Below are 15,064 nucleotides of genomic sequence, written 5' to 3'. Positions count from 1 at the left end.
AAACAAAAAGGCCACAACGACAGCGTTATGGCCTTTTAGAAAAACTTAACCCCCAAACTGATCCGGGTCCGGTCCCAGCCGTTTACCGGCATCCAGTTTGGCGATCTCCGCCAGCTCGTCTTTATCCAGGCGGAAATCCCAGACGTTAAAGTTCTCGGCGATACGTGCAGGTGTAACCGATTTCGGGATCACCACCAGGCCGTTATCAAGATGCCAGCGGATCACCACCTGAGCAGGCGTTTTGCCGTATTTATCCGCCAGATCGCGAATAATTTTCTGATCAAATACCCCTTCGCCGCCCTGCGCCAGCGGGCTCCAGGACTCGGTCTGGATTTTATGCGTCGCGTTCCAGGCATGCAGTTGCCGCTGCTGCATTAACGGGTGCAGTTCGATCTGGTTGATAACCGGGATCACGCTGGTTTCATCAATGATCTTTTGCAGATGGTGGATCTCGAAATTACACACGCCGATACTTTTTACCAGCCCCTGTTTTTGCAGCTCGATCATGCCTTGCCAGGCCTCAACGTAATGATCGATAGCCGGAACAGGCCAGTGCATCAGATACAGATCGACGTAATCCAGTTGCAGCTTTTTCAGGCTGGTTTTCAGCGCTTCGGCGGGATGTTTTTGATCGTCATTCCACAGCTTGGTGGTGATAAACAACTCCTCACGCGGCACCCCTGCATTGGCTAAGGCTTTGCCAACGCCCTCTTCATTCTTATAGGCGGCGGCGGTATCAATGGAGCGATATCCCACCTCCAGCGCCTTTTGGATGGCGGTTATCACTTCCTCGTTGCTCGCTTTCCACACGCCAAGACCCAGTTGCGGCATCAGGTTGCCGTCAGAAAGCTTAATCACGGTTGGATGTGTCATGCATTTCTCCTTTGAATAAGCTTACCGGGACGCGCCCGGTAAGGTGATGTGCATTAAGTGTGGTCGAAAAAACCAAAAACGGAAGGCGGGGCAAGGAGACCTTAACGTGCCGCTTCGTAAATACGACGGCTCACATCCAGCGTGATATCCTGGCGTTCGCCCAGTTTCGTCATGCCGTGCTCTTCCAGTTTCGCCACCAGCGCCGGAATGGAACTGCCGTCCAGACCATAACCGGAAAGGCGGGTCGGAACGCCCATCTGCTCGAAGAAGTTGCGCGTGGCTTCGATAGCTGCGTCAATGCGCTCGTTATCGGAACCTTCTTTGATGTTCCAGACGCGCTCTGCGTATTGCAGCAGTTTTTCGCGTTTGGTATCGCGCTTCTCATTCCACAGCGCAGGCAGAACCACCGCCAGCGTCTGGGCGTGGTCAAGACCATGCATCGCGGTCAGTTCATGACCCAGCATATGCGTAGCCCAATCCTGCGGCACGCCAGCGCCAATCAGGCCGTTCAGCGCTTGTGTCGCCGCCCACATCACGTTGGCACGCACGTCGTAGTTTTCCGGCTCCTGCAGCGCTTTCGGGCCTTCTTCAATCAGCGTCAGCAGAATGCCTTCGGCGAAGCGATCCTGGATTTTGCCATCAACCGGATAAGTGACGTACTGCTCAACGGTATGAACAAAGGCGTCGACCACGCCGTTCGCCACCTGGCGCGGCGGCAGGGTATAGGTGTAGACCGGATCCAGTACCGCGAAGACCGGCTGAACGAACGGGGAGTGGAACGCCTGTTTGTCGCCGGTCGCTTTACGTGACACCACTGCGCCCGCGTTGGACTCGGAGCCGGTTGCCGGCAGCGTCAGCACGGAACCCATCGGGATGGCGGTTTTAATTTCGCCGCCGCGCGTTTGCAGGATATGCCATGGATCAACGCCCTCGGCATAGTGAGCCGCTGCGGCGATAAATTTGGTGCCGTCCAGCACGGAACCACCGCCGACCGCCAGCAGAAAGGTGATGTTTTCGTCTTTAACGACCTGTACCGCTTTCATCAGCGTTTCGTAAGTCGGGTTCGGTTCGATGCCGCTGAATTCGCGCACATCCAGCCCTTGCAGCGCGCTGTAAACCTGGTCGAGCACGCCGTTTTTCTTCACGCTGCCGCCACCGTAGGTGAGCAGCACGCGTGCGCCAGTCGGGATTTGCTCACGCAGATTGGCAATGGCACCTTTGCCGAACAGGATGCGGGTCGGGGTATGCAGATTAAAATTGTTCATTGCTCGTTCCCTTCTTATTGAGGTGAAAAAAAGTGCGGCGGTGTTTTGCCCAATGGCGATTATTGTGGGCGCGGGCACGCGCGCTCTCAATGCACATTCCTGCCGATGTCTTGCCTGTTTCTCCTTGTGGCTGGAGAAAAAGCCCAAAAATTTGCACACTGTACGGGTCGAAATAGTCTACCGGAGTGGCGAGAAATGAAGCGTGAAGAGATTTGCCTGCAGCTCACTGAAAAGATTAAGCGATTGAAAGTGAATGAAAATAGGCTCAATGCACTGCTGCCGGACATCCGCTTGCTGTACGGTACTCAGCCGGGAACCCGTACGCCGGTGATGTATCAGCCGGGCATCGTTTTTCTCTTTTCCGGTCACAAAATTGGTTATATCAATGAAAGGGTCTTTCGTTATGACACCAATGAATATTTACTGCTGACCGTACCGTTACCGTTTGAGTGTGAAACCTTCGCCACGCCGGAAGTGCCGCTGGCGGGGATCCGTTTGAATGTCGATATCCTGCAACTGCAGGAACTGTTGATGGATATTGGCGAAGATGAACATTTTCGCCCGGATGTGGCGGCAAGCGGCATTAACTCGGCAGTGCTTTCAGAAGAGATCCTCTGTGCCGCTGAGCGTTTGCTGGATGTGATGGAGCGTCCGCTGGATGCGCGTATCCTTGGCAAACAGATTATCCGCGAAATGCTCTACCACGTGCTAACCGGGCCGCGCGGCGGGGCGCTGCTGGCGTTAGTTAGCCGCCAGACCCATTTCAGCCTGATAAGTCGTGTGCTCAAACGCATTGAAAGTCAGTACACGGAAAACCTCAGCGTTGACCAACTGGCGGCGGAAGCCAATATGAGCGTCTCGGCGTTTCACCATAACTTTAAATCGGTGACCAGCACGTCGCCGCTGCAATACCTGAAAACCTACCGCCTGCACAAAGCGCGCATGTTAATGGTGCATGATGGTATGAAAGCCGGGGCGGCGGCCATGCGCGTTGGCTATGAAAGCCCGTCGCAATTCAGCCGTGAGTTTAAGCGTTATTTTGGCCTGACGCCGGGAGAAGATGTGGCGAGAATTCGCATGATGCAGGGAATGTAAAACGTCCCCTCTTCATGCCGAAGAGGGGAACACGTTACGCGTTGCAGTACTTTTTCTTCAGCACTACCGTGACGGCGCCAACCAGGCCGACCACCAGCAGGAATACCGGCAGCAGCATCAGGAATGTCATGACCTGATCTTCATGGCGCTTCACAAATGGGATCATGCTGATGGCGTAGCCCAGCGAGGTCACCGCGCCGACCCACAGCAGCCCGCTCAGCCAGTTAAATAACTGGAAACGGCGGTTAGAGAGGCCGGAGATGCCCGCCATCGTCGGCAGCAGAGTGCGGATAAAGGCCAGGAAACGCCCCGCCAGCAGTGCCAGCAGACCGTGACGGTCAAACATATAGGTCGCCCGCTCGTGATATTTCACCGGTAACTGCGATAGCCAGCTTTTCACCACGCGCGTATTACCAAGCCATTTGCCCTGGATATAGCTCAGCCAACAGCCGAGACTGGCGGCGGAAGTGAGGATGGCTAACGTCGCGACGAAATCCATGCAGCCGCGCGCAATCAGCGCACCAGCCAGCAGCAGCAAACTGTCACCGGGTAAAAACGAAGCAGGAAGCAGGCCGTTTTCTAAAAAGAGGGTGGCAAACATTACTAAATAAACAACACCCACAACATGTGGATTTGCCAGCGCAGCAAAGTCGTGATGCCAGAGCGCAGCAATAATATCTTGAATAACAGCCATGGACTTTCCCGTGGAACCGCGTAGAGGAGGGTATTGTACTCCAGTTCGCCTGAAACACCTTGATCGGGGGCGCAAGAAACGAGAATTTTCTGAATACTTACGCCCGTAAGCCAGGTTTACACGATGCGCTGGAAGCCCGCCACTAAATCCTCAATCAGATCGTCAACATTCTCTAAACCAATGTGCACTCGGATTAATGTGCCGGTGAAATCCACTTCGCCGTCCGGGCGAATCGCCGCCAGTTGCTCCGGCTGATTGGCGAGTATCAACGACTCGTAACCGCCCCACGAATACGCCATGCTGAACAGCGAGAAGTGGTCGAGGTAGTTCGCTAACTCTTCATTGTTCAGACGTTTATTGAGCACAAACGAAAACAAGCCGCTGCTGCCGCTAAAATCCCGCTTCCAGTACTCGTGGCCTTTACTGCCGGGAAGCGCCGGGTGATTCACGCGCGCCACCTGCGGATGTGCCGCCAGCCATTCGGCAATTTTCAGGCTGCTTTCGTGGTGCTGACGCAGACGAACGCCCAGCGTACGCAGGCCACGGCTGGTCATATACGCCGTGTCGGCATCCACCATTTGCCCCATCAAATAGGCGTTTTCGCGCAGTTGTTCCCAACAACGGGCATTGGACACCGCCGTACCAATCATGCCGTCGGAGTGGCCAATCAGGTATTTGGTCGCTGCCTGAATGGAGATATCAATATCGAATTCCAGCGCCCTGAACAGCACGCCCGCCGCCCAGGTATTGTCGATCATAATGATGGCGTCTGGCGCAACGCTTCGCACCGCCTGCACAATCGCCGGAACATCGTGGACTTCCATGGTGATTGAGCCGGGAGATTCCAGGAACACCACTTTGGTGTTCGGCTGAATCAGCCGCACGATGCTGGAGCCGATCATCGGGTCGAACCAACTGGTGGTGACACCCAGTTTGGTGAGAATTTTGGTGCAAAAATCCTGGCTGGGTTCATAAGCGGTGTTGGTCATCAACACATGATCGCCTTGTTCAACAAACGCCAGAATGGTGTTTGCCACCGCCGCCGCGCCGCAGGGGAAAAGCGCGCAGCCCGCGCCGCCTTCCAGTTCGCACATCGCGTCTTGCAGCGAAAAGTGCGTGAGCGTGCCGCGACGCCCGTAAAACAGCTCGCCGTTGGCACGGTTACGCGTCGCGTGTTTTTTGGCTTCAACGGTGTCGAATACCAGTGAAGAGGCGCGCTGGATGACGCTATTCACCGACCCTTGCGTGTATTTTTTGCTGCGCCCTGCGTTAACCAGAGCGGTATCAAGATGCTTTGCTGTCATTCTCGCTCAACCTGTTTTTATACGTCTGGATGTCCAGACTACCATGATTGTTGGCGGATGCCTCGCAGTGTTATGCCGGTGAGTGAATTTTTTCCAGAAAATGTTCAATGGTGTCTGTTTACTGCTTAAGCGCAAAGAAAATGACTTTTAATTCAGGCACTCTGCAAATACTAATGAGAACTACTATCAATTCGACGACTTTTTGATATCATGGCGCACAGATTTTGTGATTTGCGTCTCGGAGATACACTGTGGGTAATAATTTGATGCAGACGGATCTATCCGTGTGGGGCATGTACCAGCATGCCGACATCGTTGTGAAGGTGGTGATGATCGGCCTGATTCTGGCGTCTGTCGTCACGTGGGCGCTTTTCTTCAGCAAAAGCGTCGAGATGATTTCGCACAAGCGCCGCCTCAAGCGTGAGCAGCAGCAGTTGGCTGAAGCCCGCTCTCTGGATCAGGCGAGTGAAATTGCTTCCGCTTTCCACGCCCGCAGCCTGAGCACAATGTTAATCAACGAAGCCCAGAACGAACTGGAGTTATCCGCCGGCAGCGAAGATAACGAAGGCATTAAAGAGCGCACCGGTTTTCGTCTGGAACGTCGCGTTGCCGCCACCGGTCGCCATATGGGGCGCGGGAATGGCTATCTGGCAACGATTGGCGCGATCTCGCCGTTTATTGGTCTGTTTGGTACCGTCTGGGGCATCATGAACAGCTTCATCGGCATTGCGCAGACGCAAACCACCAACCTGGCGGTTGTCGCGCCGGGCATCGCGGAAGCGCTGCTGGCAACGGCTATCGGCCTGGTTGCAGCTATCCCGGCGGTGGTGATTTACAACATTTTCGCCCGTATGATCGGCAGTTATAAAGCGATCCTTGGCGATGTTGCCGCGCAGGTTCTGCTGCTGCAAAGCCGCGATCTGGATCTGGCCGCCAGCAACGCCCAGCCGGTTCGCACCGCGCAAAAATTACGAGTAGGTTGATTCGTCATGGCAATGCGTCTTAATGAAAACCTGGACGATAACGGCGAAATGCACGAAATCAACGTCACGCCGTTTATCGACGTGATGTTAGTGCTGCTGATTATCTTTATGGTGGCCGCGCCGCTTGCCACGGTTGATGTAAAAGTTAACCTGCCGGCATCGACCAGCCAGCCGCAACCGCGCCCGGAAAAACCTGTTTACCTGTCGGTAAAAGCAGATAACACCATGTTTATTGGTAACGATCAGGTTACCGATGAAACGATGGTTAACGCGCTGAATACGCTAACCAAAGGTAAAAAAGACACCACCATCTTCTTCCGCGCGGATAAAACTGTGGATTACGAAACAATGATGAAGGTGATGGATACGCTGCATCAGGCGGGATATCTGAAGATCGGTCTGGTGGGCGAGGAAGTCGCGAAAGCGAAGTAATGCCTAACACAACAAAAAAGCTGGCGGATGCCAGCTTTTTTTATGCCTGTTATCCAAGGTGCTCGCCGCCCGTCACGCCATGCACTTCGGCGGTAACGTAGCTTGATTCCTGGCTCGCCAGATAGACATAAATCGGTGCCAGTTCCGCAGGCTGGCCGGCACGCTTCATTGGCGTTTGCTGGCCAAACTGCGGCAGTTTCTCCTGCGGCTGACCCCCGGCAATTTGCAGCGCTGTCCAGATTGGCCCCGGGGCTACGATGTTAACCCGAATCCCTTTTTCCGCGACCTGCTTCGCCAGTCCCCGGCTGTAATTGAGGATTGCCGCCTTGGTTGAGGCGTAATCCAGCAAATGCGTGCTCGGTTGATACGCCTGAATAGACGAGGTGGTGATGATGCTCCCGCCCGGTGGCAGCAGCGGTACGGCTTCCTGGGTGATCCAGAACAGCGCAAAAACGTTAACGGTGTAGGTTTGGGTAAATTGCTCCGTTGTCAGGTTGGCAATCTCTTCCACGGCAGTCTGTTTGCCTGCCACCAGCGCCAGGATATCCAGCCCGCCAAGCTGCTCTTTTGCCTTGTGCGGCAAAGAGCGGGCAAAAGACTCATCGGTCAGGTCACCGGGAATTAACACCGCTTTGCGCCCGGCGGCTTCGATTTGCGCCTTCACCTGCTGCGCGTCTTCCTCTTCCGCAGGCAAATAGTTGATGGCGACATCTGCGCCTTCGCGCGCATAGGCAATAGCCGCCGCGCGACCAATGCCCGAATCGCCGCCGGTCACCAGCGCTTTGCGATCTTTTAGCCGCCCGCTACCAACGTAGCTGTTCTCGCCGCAGTCGGGAACGGGATCCATCTTCGACTGTACGCCTGGCGTTGGTTGCCGCTGTTTCGGGTATTCGCCAGTGTAATACTGCGTGGTGGGATCCTGCATTTTCGTCTGGTTATTCGCCATTACGTACCCTCCATATCGGTTGTTGAGTACTTAAGGGTAGAAGCCTGAGCTGAAAATGCAGACTAATTCAGGATTATCTTGAGGCAAAGGTGTACAAGCGAGGGAAAGGTAAAGGGCTATTTTGTGTTGGCGGATCGCTTTGCCGCCGCTTCTTCTTCCAGTGCCACGGTCGTTACATTCGAGGTGCGGAATTCGCCATCGCTTAGTTTGCGACTCAGGCGTAACGTCGCGGTTTCGCGGCTCAGAATGTACTGATAGTTCGCCTCCAGGCGACCCATGATTTTGTCCCGCAACTCCGGTTTTTGCGCGATGATGGCGTCGATCACCGCACCATAAATCTCTTCTTTCACCTGCAGCGGATAAATTTCGCGACGGTTCTGCCATTTCAGGCGCACCAGCGCCGCAGGAATAGAAACCAGTTCACGCGCGATTCGCTGAATAGTCTCGTTTTTACTTAATATCAGGGCTTCTTTATTTTGCTTTAAGATAAATTCATCGCTTTTTTTCTCTTCCAAAGCTAAATAAACGTTATTATTATCGACCTCGTTCACGTTATTCATCCCCGAACTTATAAAACATTGGCGTATCTTTTTCTCGGGTAATGAGGTTAAGCCAAATCTCATTACCTGCTTCATTTATTTGCTGAGTTTTATCCGCAATTATTTGGCTTAATGTTTGGGCATCTATCTCGCCTTCCGCTTGTAAATCATTAAGTAAACGCGCGAAGGTCTCGATTTTTACCACACGCAATAGCCGCTCTTTTATATGGCGGTCGCGTTCTTCCAGCAGCATATTTCTCGACTGCCCGGTACGGTTGGCATTCGCTAATATATCGTTAGCATGTTCAGCGAGTGTTCTTTTACCCTGAGTTAAATTAGGCTCTTTTCCTTCTTCTCCAGGCTTGGTTTCAACGGCAGAAATGTGAAATCGTGCCGGGACAAGATTCTCGGGAAGCATTTCCAATGTCCTTTAATATCAACAGGGAAGAGGGTGTTCAGGCGTGAGGTTCGTTGACAATATCATGGCGCACTTTTAAAATCAAAAAAAAGGAGCCTGCTCATGAACAGTATTTTTTATTCTGTTATTGCTTTATTGCTGCTGACGGGCGGCGTTCTTTTATTGATGCGTGAGTACAATAAAAAAGCTCCCCTTAGTGAAATTGACAATCCGCCTTTACCACCGCAACCGTTGTCAAAAGAGGAGGGGGAAGATCATTTCTCCGCGTTAATGAATGCGATTACTCCAGTGTGGTACTGGCGCGTTAATCATGAATATATAGATTTTCTTCATGCGACAATTAAGCGCATGAATATGGCGGAATTAAATAGTACGCCTGGGTTATTTGAAGCGCAGCGTCGCTGCAGCGATCTCAATTCAGCGGTGTATAAGTATTACGACAATATAAAAAAGCGCTGCGTAAATGGTGAAAAAGTACCGCATTCGGATCTGGATGTGCTCAACCTGCGCCAGTGTTTTCGTGAATTCAGTATGGAAGCGTATCCCGCGCTGGTCGTGCTGGTATGGCCAGAGAACCAACGTCCCTGGGTCAATCCCGAAGAGGTGTAGCGCCGTGTTGCTTTTGTGTTGCAAATTGTTTGCCTGGCTGGGATATACTGAACGCCGGTTTAGCAATCTGAAGAGACTTTACGCAACATGGAACGCTTTCTGGAAAACGCAATGTACGCTTCGCGCTGGTTGCTCGCCCCGGTTTACTTCGGCCTCTCCCTCGCCCTGCTTGCGCTGACGGTAAAATTCTTCCAGGAGATTTTTCACGTCCTGCCCAATATCTTCAATCTGGCGGAAGCGGATTTGATCCTGACACTGCTGTCGCTGGTGGATATGACGCTGGTGGGTGGTTTGCTGGTGATGGTGATGTTTTCCGGCTATGAAAATTTCGTTTCGCAGCTCGATATCGCCGAGCATAAAGAGAAGTTGAACTGGCTTGGCAAAATGGACGCCACATCGCTGAAAAACAAAGTGGCGGCGTCGATTGTTGCCATTTCGTCGATTCATCTGCTGCGCGTGTTTATGGATGCTAAAAATGTCCCGGATAACAAACTGATGTGGTATGTGATTATCCACCTGACGTTTGTACTTTCCGCTTTTGTGATGGGCTACCTGGACCGATTAACCCGCCACCAACACTGAGTTCATTGCCGGGCCGCGTTCTGCCGCCCGGCATTACCGTTTTACTTATCTGAAGAAGCCTGCCACAGATTCAGCTCGCCATCAGCAACGTGCTTGTCGATTTGCGCTAACTCTTCGCGACTAAAACTCAGATTGTTCAACGCCAGAACGTTCTCTTCCAGCTGTTCCGGACGGCTTGCGCCAATCAGCACCGACGTGACCCGCGCATCTTTTAACAGCCAGCTCAGCGCCATTTGCGCCATCGACTGACCACGGCGCTGCGCCATGTCATTGAGTAAGCGCAAGCTGTTGAGGTTGCTCTCTGTCAGCATTTTCTCCGTCAGACCACGCACTTTTTTGCCTTCACGCTGCATACGTGACCCTTCCGGAATGCCGTTCAGGTATTTGCCGGTCAGCAGCCCTTGTGCCAGCGGGGTAAAGGCGATGCAACCCACGCCATTATCTTCCAGCGTATCCAGCAGGCCGGTTTTATCCACCCAGCGGTTCAGCAGGTTGTAAGAGGGCTGATGGATAAGCAGCGGGATTTTCCACTCGCGCAGCAGGGCTGCCATTTGTTGTGTACGTTCAGCGGAATAGGAAGAGATGCCGACATACAGCGCTTTACCGCTCTGTACCGCCTGCGCCAGCGCAGATGCCGTCTCTTCCATGGGCGTTTTTTCATCAACCCGATGCGAATAAAAGATATCGACGTACTCAACGCCCATCCGCTTCAGGCTCTGGTCGAGGCTGGCGAGCAGATACTTACGTGAACCGCCGGAACCGTACGGACCTGGCCACATATCGTAACCGGCTTTGGTGGAGATGATGATTTCGTCGCGGTATGCGGCAAAATCCTCACGCAGCAAGCGGCCAAAATTTTCCTCCGCGCTGCCGGCTGGCGGCCCGTAGTTATTGGCTAAATCAAAGTGGGTAATGCCGAGGGAAAATGCTTTTCGCAGTAAGGCGCGCTGTGAGTCCAGGGCGTGCCCGTGACCAAAACAGTGCCACAAACCGAGCGAAAGCGCGGGCAGTTGCAGGCCGCTTTTGCCGCAATATCGGTACTGCATCTGTTCGTAGCGATTCGGGTTGGCGAAGCCAGGCATGATGTCTCCTTTCTTTTTAATCTTATCGATGAAAATTCGAAACAATGTTTCTATCTTACGTCTGTTTTCTGTACATCAAAAGGTGAGGTTGTGTCTGGATGTTTTTTGAGCGAAAAGCGGAGCGCTATGCTTTGCTTAGAGAGGCATACAAAGACGGAGATAAACGATGACGCGGTTAACGGCGAAAGATTTTCCGCAGGAGTTGCTCGATTACTACGACTACTACGCACACGGCAAGATCAATAAGCGAGAGTTTTTACAGCTGGCGGGCAAATATGCGGTGGGTGGCATGACGGCGCTGGCGCTGTTCAACCTGTTGAAACCGAACTACGCGCTGGCAACGCAGGTGGAATTTACCGATCCGGACATTCATCCTGAATACATTACTTATCCGTCGCCAAACGGGCATGGCGATGTGCGTGGCTACCTGGTCAAACCGACAAAAACGCAGGGCAACGTGCCGGCAGTGGTGGTGGTACATGAAAATCGCGGGCTGAACCCGTATATCGAAGATGTGGCTCGCCGCGTCGCCAAAGCAGGCTACATTGCGCTGGCTCCGGACGGTTTAAGTTCTGTGGGCGGCTATCCCGGTAACGATGATGAAGGTCGCGCATTGCAGCAGAAAGTTGACCCGACAAAGCTGATGAATGATTTTTTTGCCGCCATTGAGTTTATGCAAAAGCATCCGCAGGCGACGGGCAAAGTGGGGATCACCGGTTTTTGCTATGGCGGCGGCGTGTCAAACGCAGCGGCGGTGGCTTACCCCGAACTGGCGTGCGCGGTGCCTTTTTATGGCCGACAGCCTCCAGCGGCGGATGTGGCGAAAATCAACGCGCCGCTATTGCTGCATTACGCGGCGCTGGACAAGAACATCAACGACGGCTGGCCTGCTTATGAGCAGGCGTTAAAGGCCCATCGAAAAGTTTATGAAGCGTGGGTTTATCCCGGCGTTAACCACGGTTTTCACAACGATTCGACGCCCCGATACGATAAAGCCGCTGCCGAATTGGCCTGGCAACGCACCCTCGATTGGTTCAAAAGGTATCTCACCTAGCGGCTACTGCACTGGCAGGGATGCCGGAAAACATAAAAAAGATGAATATGTCGTATTGGGTTTATTTATCAGTGTTAGTTAACGGCATAAGCCATGCTTACCAGGTTTTTACGTCGTAAATGCAGAAGAACCGATAATTAACGCAATGCCTTTGCTTTTCTGGCTTTTGCTGGCAGGCAAAATCGCGTCTTTAATTTACGTTAGGCTCCCGTTCTTTCTGCGAAAATTCCTGGGAAAGCGGCTAAAAAATCGGCGCGACATAAATCGTTGCGGGCTATTCATAATATTTATCAATGTATACAAAAATAACCTTCTGTGGAGGTTTTGTCCCAACGGCTAACGCAGGGCATGGCAAAGTGCGTAAGGTGCCGTACCTTTACAGAGCGCGATATGACTGGGTTTTACCCTTTCACCCTGCACCGTTAGCTGCCTGACTATCGGGTTGTGTTGCGTAAAAAAACATCTTTTTTAACATCACTTCACAGGTGTTTAAAGGTTGCTTAACTCTTATTTTTTTGACTTTTCTGGCCAATGATTAGGGATATTTATCGGTGTTTTTCAAACGGCGATAATAACTAATATCGCTCTGTTTAATCGTTTTTTTAATATCGTCATCCGCTGATGAATTTATTTGTTGATTGTGATTTTTAATTTCCTGGCACAGCGTTTTAATAATTGAATGTTTCCGCGTTTGTGATATTTATGGTTCTTTTGATAATAGATTAATCAAAGGGAATACCTTTTATTATTAGCTGGTTATGCGATTTTTTATAAGCGGATTGCAATGCTGTTAACAAAATTCATGCTGAAGTAAAGTTAGCAGAATAAGCGTTTTAGCGGCGACTCAAGCGGCAGAAGAAGGAGAAAAGGTCAACGCTGTTCTCATACAAAAATTTTTAGCCAGACATTTAATATTTTCCGCACCTTGCCGATAAATGGAGATAACTCTCGCCCGCAGGCGAGAAAGCACCATTACCGCAAGGACAATATTATGAATATGCTTCGTAACTTTACTATACGAGCCGTGATGCTGGTGATCCTCGGGATCTTCGGCGTGCTGTGGTCTGGCGTCGGCTTATATAGTGTTTTTTCTCTGTCAAAAGTCGCTGATGGCAATGACGTTGATCGCCAGCTGGTGACGCAAATGACCCTTCTTAGCCAGGGTAATGATCAGTACTTCCGATTTGTTACTCGTCTTAGCCGTGTGATGGAAGCCAAAGCTGCGGGTGGCTCGCCAGATATGGCACCGGTGCAACAGGCGCTGGATACCATGTCGCGTAAATTGACGGAGTTTAAAGCCGTATCGCCAGGCCCGATGGATCCCAAAGTATCTGAACAAGTGATTGCCGCCTGGCAGGCGCTGCTGGATCAAGGGGTAACTCCGCAGATGCAGCTGGCGCAGCAAGGTACGCCAGACGCATACCGCCAGCAGGCTAATAATGTTACGCCGGGTTTGAGCCGCAGCTTTGGTACGGCGACAGAAAGTTTTAATAAAGCGGCCAGCAGCAGCCTCGATGAAACACGCGTGATGGTCGATGCGCGCACCAGCACCACGCGCGTCGCGATTATTACTGCGATGGTGATTGGCTTGCTGATCCTGCTGTTCACCGACCGCTATCTGGTCGCCATGCTGGTGAAACCGCTGAACCGTATTCGCGCGCACTTCCGTTTGATGGCGCAGGGCGATCTCAGCCAGCCGCTGGAAGATATGGGGCGCAACTGCGTGGGGCAGGTGATCCCGCTGCTGTTAGCAATGCAGGATAGCCTGCGCGAAGCGGTGAGCAGCATCCGCCACGGCAGCGAGAATATCTGGCGTGGCGCGTCCGAGATCTCTACCGGTAATAACGATCTCTCTTCCCGCACGGAAGAGCAGGCCGCCGCACTGGAACAAACCGCTGCCAGCATGGAAGAGCTGACCTCAACGGTAAAACTGAACGCGGATAACGCCAACCAGGCAAGCGAACTGGCAGAAGTGGCGTCGACCACCGCCAGCAAAGGCGGCGCGCTGGTAAAAGAAGTGATCAGCACGATGGATGGCATCTCCGACAGCTCGAAGAAAATCGCCGAAATCACCAACGTGATTAACAGCATCGCCTTCCAGACCAACATTCTTGCGCTTAACGCCGCCGTGGAAGCCGCGCGTGCGGGTGAGCAAGGTCGTGGTTTCGCAGTGGTTGCGGGTGAGGTGCGTAACCTCGCCAGCCGCAGTGCCGGCGCAGCGAAAGAGATCGAAACGCTGATCGCGGATTCCGTTTCCCGCGTGGAGAAAGGCGCGAAACTGGTCAATGACACCGGCACCACCATGGAAAGCATTCTGCGTTCTGTGAGAGAGGTGACCACCATTATGAAAGAGATCGCTTCTGCGACGGATGAACAGAGCAAAGGCATCTCTCAGGTGGGCGTGGCGATTACCCAGATGGACAGCGTAACGCAGCAGAACGCCGCGCTGGTGGAAGAGATTTCAGCCGCCGCCGCCGCGCTGGAGCGCCAGACCGAAGAGTTGCAGCGTTCCGTTCAGCAGTTCCGCCTTTCCAGTGACGAGCAGCAGAAACCTGCGGCCACCGCGCTGGTAAAACCGGATTTATCACGCGGAGGATCGCGTAAAGCATCAACCTCTTCGGATGAGTGGGTCGCGTTTTAATCAGCGCTATCGCCGCCACGGAAGATCGTTATATAATTTTTTATATAGCGTTTGTGGGGGTGATAACGATGGACAACCATTTTGGTAAAGGCTTGATGGCCGGGCTGAATGCGGCGCAGGCGGACAGCGCCAGTAACGTGGCGCATTTCTGCCCGGACTATAAGCGTGGTTTTGTACTCGGGTTTTCGCATCGTATGTTTGAAAAAACCGGCGACCGTCAACTCAGCGCGTGGGAAGCAGGCATTCTTACGCGTCGCTACGGGCTGGATAAGGACATGGTGATGGATTTCTTTCGCGAGAGTCACTCCAGCACTGTGATCCGATTTTTTATGGCGGGTTACCGTCTCGAAATCTAAAAATAAGCTTTGCTCAAAATGTAGTTCTCTTTTGTGAAGGTCACTTTTGTCGAGGGTGACTTTCATTTTTTTTGCCGTTTTGTGCCCCTAAGCCCCTCATTTTTCTGTGACTACTGCAACACTCTCCGCCTTTTTGCATAATACCCTTGTTTTTTATGTGATTATTTGTCGGGGCGATCGCAGCATTCATC

16 protein-coding genes are annotated in these 15,064 nt (G+C 52.5%); 8 read left to right on the top strand and 8 right to left on the bottom strand.

The features are described 5' to 3' along the window. Positions 1-45: 45 nt before the first annotated feature. Positions 46-873, bottom strand: coding sequence for a 2,5-didehydrogluconate reductase DkgA (gene dkgA / locus H650_RS10635; protein ID WP_020455267.1), 828 nt, complete (start codon positions 871-873; stop codon positions 46-48). A gap of 101 nt (positions 874-974) precedes the next feature. Continuing rightward, positions 975-2,138: an alcohol dehydrogenase gene (gene yqhD / locus H650_RS10630; protein ID WP_020455266.1), complete on the bottom strand. Its 1,164-nt coding sequence runs from the start codon at positions 2,136-2,138 to the stop codon at positions 975-977. Between the two features lie 195 nt (positions 2,139-2,333). Between yqhD and H650_RS10625 the strand changes: the two genes are divergently transcribed. Then, complete coding sequence (locus H650_RS10625) at positions 2,334-3,233, top strand: AraC family transcriptional regulator (RefSeq protein ID WP_017457477.1); 900 nt, start codon at positions 2,334-2,336, stop codon at positions 3,231-3,233. 34 nt (positions 3,234-3,267) lie between these two features. On the opposite strand, the gene H650_RS10620 is transcribed toward H650_RS10625, so the two are convergent. After that, positions 3,268-3,927 carry a DedA family protein gene (locus H650_RS10620; protein ID WP_020455265.1) on the bottom strand — a complete coding sequence of 220 codons (660 nt, stop codon included), beginning with the start codon at positions 3,925-3,927 and terminating at the stop codon, positions 3,268-3,270. Between the two features lie 116 nt (positions 3,928-4,043). Continuing rightward, positions 4,044-5,231 (bottom strand): cystathionine beta-lyase, encoded by a 1,188-nt coding sequence (gene metC / locus H650_RS10615; protein ID WP_020455264.1) that lies wholly within the window; start codon positions 5,229-5,231, stop codon positions 4,044-4,046. A gap of 251 nt (positions 5,232-5,482) precedes the next feature. On the opposite strand from metC, the gene exbB reads away from it, so the two are divergent. Both exbB and exbD read left to right on the top strand, forming a co-directional pair. After that, the gene (exbB, locus tag H650_RS10610; protein ID WP_044489488.1) at positions 5,483-6,214 is read left to right on the top strand and encodes a tol-pal system-associated acyl-CoA thioesterase; all 732 of its coding nucleotides are present in this window, start codon (positions 5,483-5,485) and stop codon (positions 6,212-6,214) included. A 6-nt stretch (positions 6,215-6,220) separates the two neighbouring features. Beyond that, positions 6,221-6,646, top strand: a complete 426-nt coding sequence (gene exbD, locus H650_RS10605; protein WP_020455262.1) for a TonB system transport protein ExbD — start codon at positions 6,221-6,223, stop codon at positions 6,644-6,646. Positions 6,647-6,695: 49 nt separating this feature from the next. Here exbD and H650_RS10600 read toward each other — a convergent pair whose 3' ends face one another. From H650_RS10600 to H650_RS10590, 3 genes are all read right to left on the bottom strand, one after another. Next, positions 6,696-7,592: an SDR family oxidoreductase gene (locus tag H650_RS10600; RefSeq protein ID WP_020455261.1), complete on the bottom strand. Its 897-nt coding sequence runs from the start codon at positions 7,590-7,592 to the stop codon at positions 6,696-6,698. 116 nt (positions 7,593-7,708) lie between these two features. After that, on the bottom strand, positions 7,709-8,152 hold the full coding sequence (locus H650_RS10595; protein WP_020455260.1) for a hypothetical protein: 444 nt from the start codon (positions 8,150-8,152) through the stop codon (positions 7,709-7,711). Next, on the bottom strand, positions 8,145-8,549 hold the full coding sequence (locus tag H650_RS10590) for a hypothetical protein (RefSeq protein WP_020455259.1): 405 nt from the start codon (positions 8,547-8,549) through the stop codon (positions 8,145-8,147). The genes H650_RS10595 and H650_RS10590 overlap by 8 nt, the downstream gene beginning before the upstream one ends. Before the next feature lie 102 nt (positions 8,550-8,651). Between H650_RS10590 and H650_RS10585 the strand changes: the two genes are divergently transcribed. Together H650_RS10585 and H650_RS10580 are read left to right on the top strand one after the other, a co-directional pair. Next, entirely contained in the window at positions 8,652-9,158 is a 507-nt protein-coding gene (locus H650_RS10585; protein ID WP_017457485.1) for an ESA_00282 family adhesion-associated protein, read from the top strand. Positions 9,159-9,245: 87 nt separating this feature from the next. After that, positions 9,246-9,740: a TIGR00645 family protein gene (locus H650_RS10580; protein WP_017457486.1), complete on the top strand. Its 495-nt coding sequence runs from the start codon at positions 9,246-9,248 to the stop codon at positions 9,738-9,740. Between the two features lie 41 nt (positions 9,741-9,781). Here H650_RS10580 and H650_RS10575 read toward each other — a convergent pair whose 3' ends face one another. Next, a complete protein-coding gene (locus H650_RS10575) occupies positions 9,782-10,822 on the bottom strand; it encodes an aldo/keto reductase (RefSeq protein WP_020455257.1) in 1,041 nt (346 codons plus the stop codon). Positions 10,823-10,988: 166 nt separating this feature from the next. Here H650_RS10575 and yghX point away from each other — a divergent pair, with 166 nt between their 5' ends. The 3 genes from yghX to H650_RS10560 all read left to right on the top strand — a co-directional run bounded on the left by yghX (position 10,989) and on the right by H650_RS10560 (position 14,873). After that, positions 10,989-11,876: a YghX family hydrolase gene (gene yghX / locus H650_RS10570; protein ID WP_020455256.1), complete on the top strand. Its 888-nt coding sequence runs from the start codon at positions 10,989-10,991 to the stop codon at positions 11,874-11,876. A gap of 991 nt (positions 11,877-12,867) precedes the next feature. Continuing rightward, positions 12,868-14,517 carry a methyl-accepting chemotaxis protein gene (locus tag H650_RS10565; RefSeq protein ID WP_020455255.1) on the top strand — a complete coding sequence of 550 codons (1,650 nt, stop codon included), beginning with the start codon at positions 12,868-12,870 and terminating at the stop codon, positions 14,515-14,517. A gap of 68 nt (positions 14,518-14,585) precedes the next feature. Next, positions 14,586-14,873, top strand: a complete 288-nt coding sequence (locus H650_RS10560; RefSeq protein WP_025263833.1) for a DUF2623 family protein — start codon at positions 14,586-14,588, stop codon at positions 14,871-14,873. Positions 14,874-15,064 lie beyond the last annotated feature (191 nt).

It is taken from the genome of Enterobacter sp. R4-368, from assembly GCF_000410515.1.
Lineage (GTDB): Bacteria > Pseudomonadota > Gammaproteobacteria > Enterobacterales > Enterobacteriaceae > Kosakonia.
The sequence above is the reverse complement of the archived record's forward strand: the minus strand, read 5'-3'. Positions and strand labels throughout refer to the sequence as shown.

Excerpts from the sequence above, each read along its gene's own strand:
- H650_RS10600 (WP_020455261.1), bottom strand. The coding sequence starts at position 7,592 with ATGGCGAATAACCAGACGAAAATGCAGGATCCCACCACGCAGTATTAC.
- H650_RS10585 (WP_017457485.1), top strand. The coding sequence starts at position 8,652 with ATGAACAGTATTTTTTATTCTGTTATTGCTTTATTGCTGCTGACGGGC.
- H650_RS10620 (WP_020455265.1), bottom strand. The coding sequence starts at position 3,927 with ATGGCTGTTATTCAAGATATTATTGCTGCGCTCTGGCATCACGACTTT.
- H650_RS10625 (WP_017457477.1), top strand. The coding sequence starts at position 2,334 with ATGAAGCGTGAAGAGATTTGCCTGCAGCTCACTGAAAAGATTAAGCGA.
- H650_RS10590 (WP_020455259.1), bottom strand. The coding sequence starts at position 8,549 with ATGCTTCCCGAGAATCTTGTCCCGGCACGATTTCACATTTCTGCCGTT.
- metC (WP_020455264.1), bottom strand. The coding sequence starts at position 5,231 with ATGACAGCAAAGCATCTTGATACCGCTCTGGTTAACGCAGGGCGCAGC.
- dkgA (WP_020455267.1), bottom strand. The coding sequence starts at position 873 with ATGACACATCCAACCGTGATTAAGCTTTCTGACGGCAACCTGATGCCG.
- H650_RS10565 (WP_020455255.1), top strand. The coding sequence starts at position 12,868 with ATGAATATGCTTCGTAACTTTACTATACGAGCCGTGATGCTGGTGATC.
- H650_RS10560 (WP_025263833.1), top strand. The coding sequence starts at position 14,586 with ATGGACAACCATTTTGGTAAAGGCTTGATGGCCGGGCTGAATGCGGCG.
- H650_RS10580 (WP_017457486.1), top strand. The coding sequence starts at position 9,246 with ATGGAACGCTTTCTGGAAAACGCAATGTACGCTTCGCGCTGGTTGCTC.
- H650_RS10575 (WP_020455257.1), bottom strand. The coding sequence starts at position 10,822 with ATGCCTGGCTTCGCCAACCCGAATCGCTACGAACAGATGCAGTACCGA.
- yqhD (WP_020455266.1), bottom strand. The coding sequence starts at position 2,138 with ATGAACAATTTTAATCTGCATACCCCGACCCGCATCCTGTTCGGCAAA.
- exbD (WP_020455262.1), top strand. The coding sequence starts at position 6,221 with ATGGCAATGCGTCTTAATGAAAACCTGGACGATAACGGCGAAATGCAC.
- H650_RS10595 (WP_020455260.1), bottom strand. The coding sequence starts at position 8,152 with ATGAATAACGTGAACGAGGTCGATAATAATAACGTTTATTTAGCTTTG.
- yghX (WP_020455256.1), top strand. The coding sequence starts at position 10,989 with ATGACGCGGTTAACGGCGAAAGATTTTCCGCAGGAGTTGCTCGATTAC.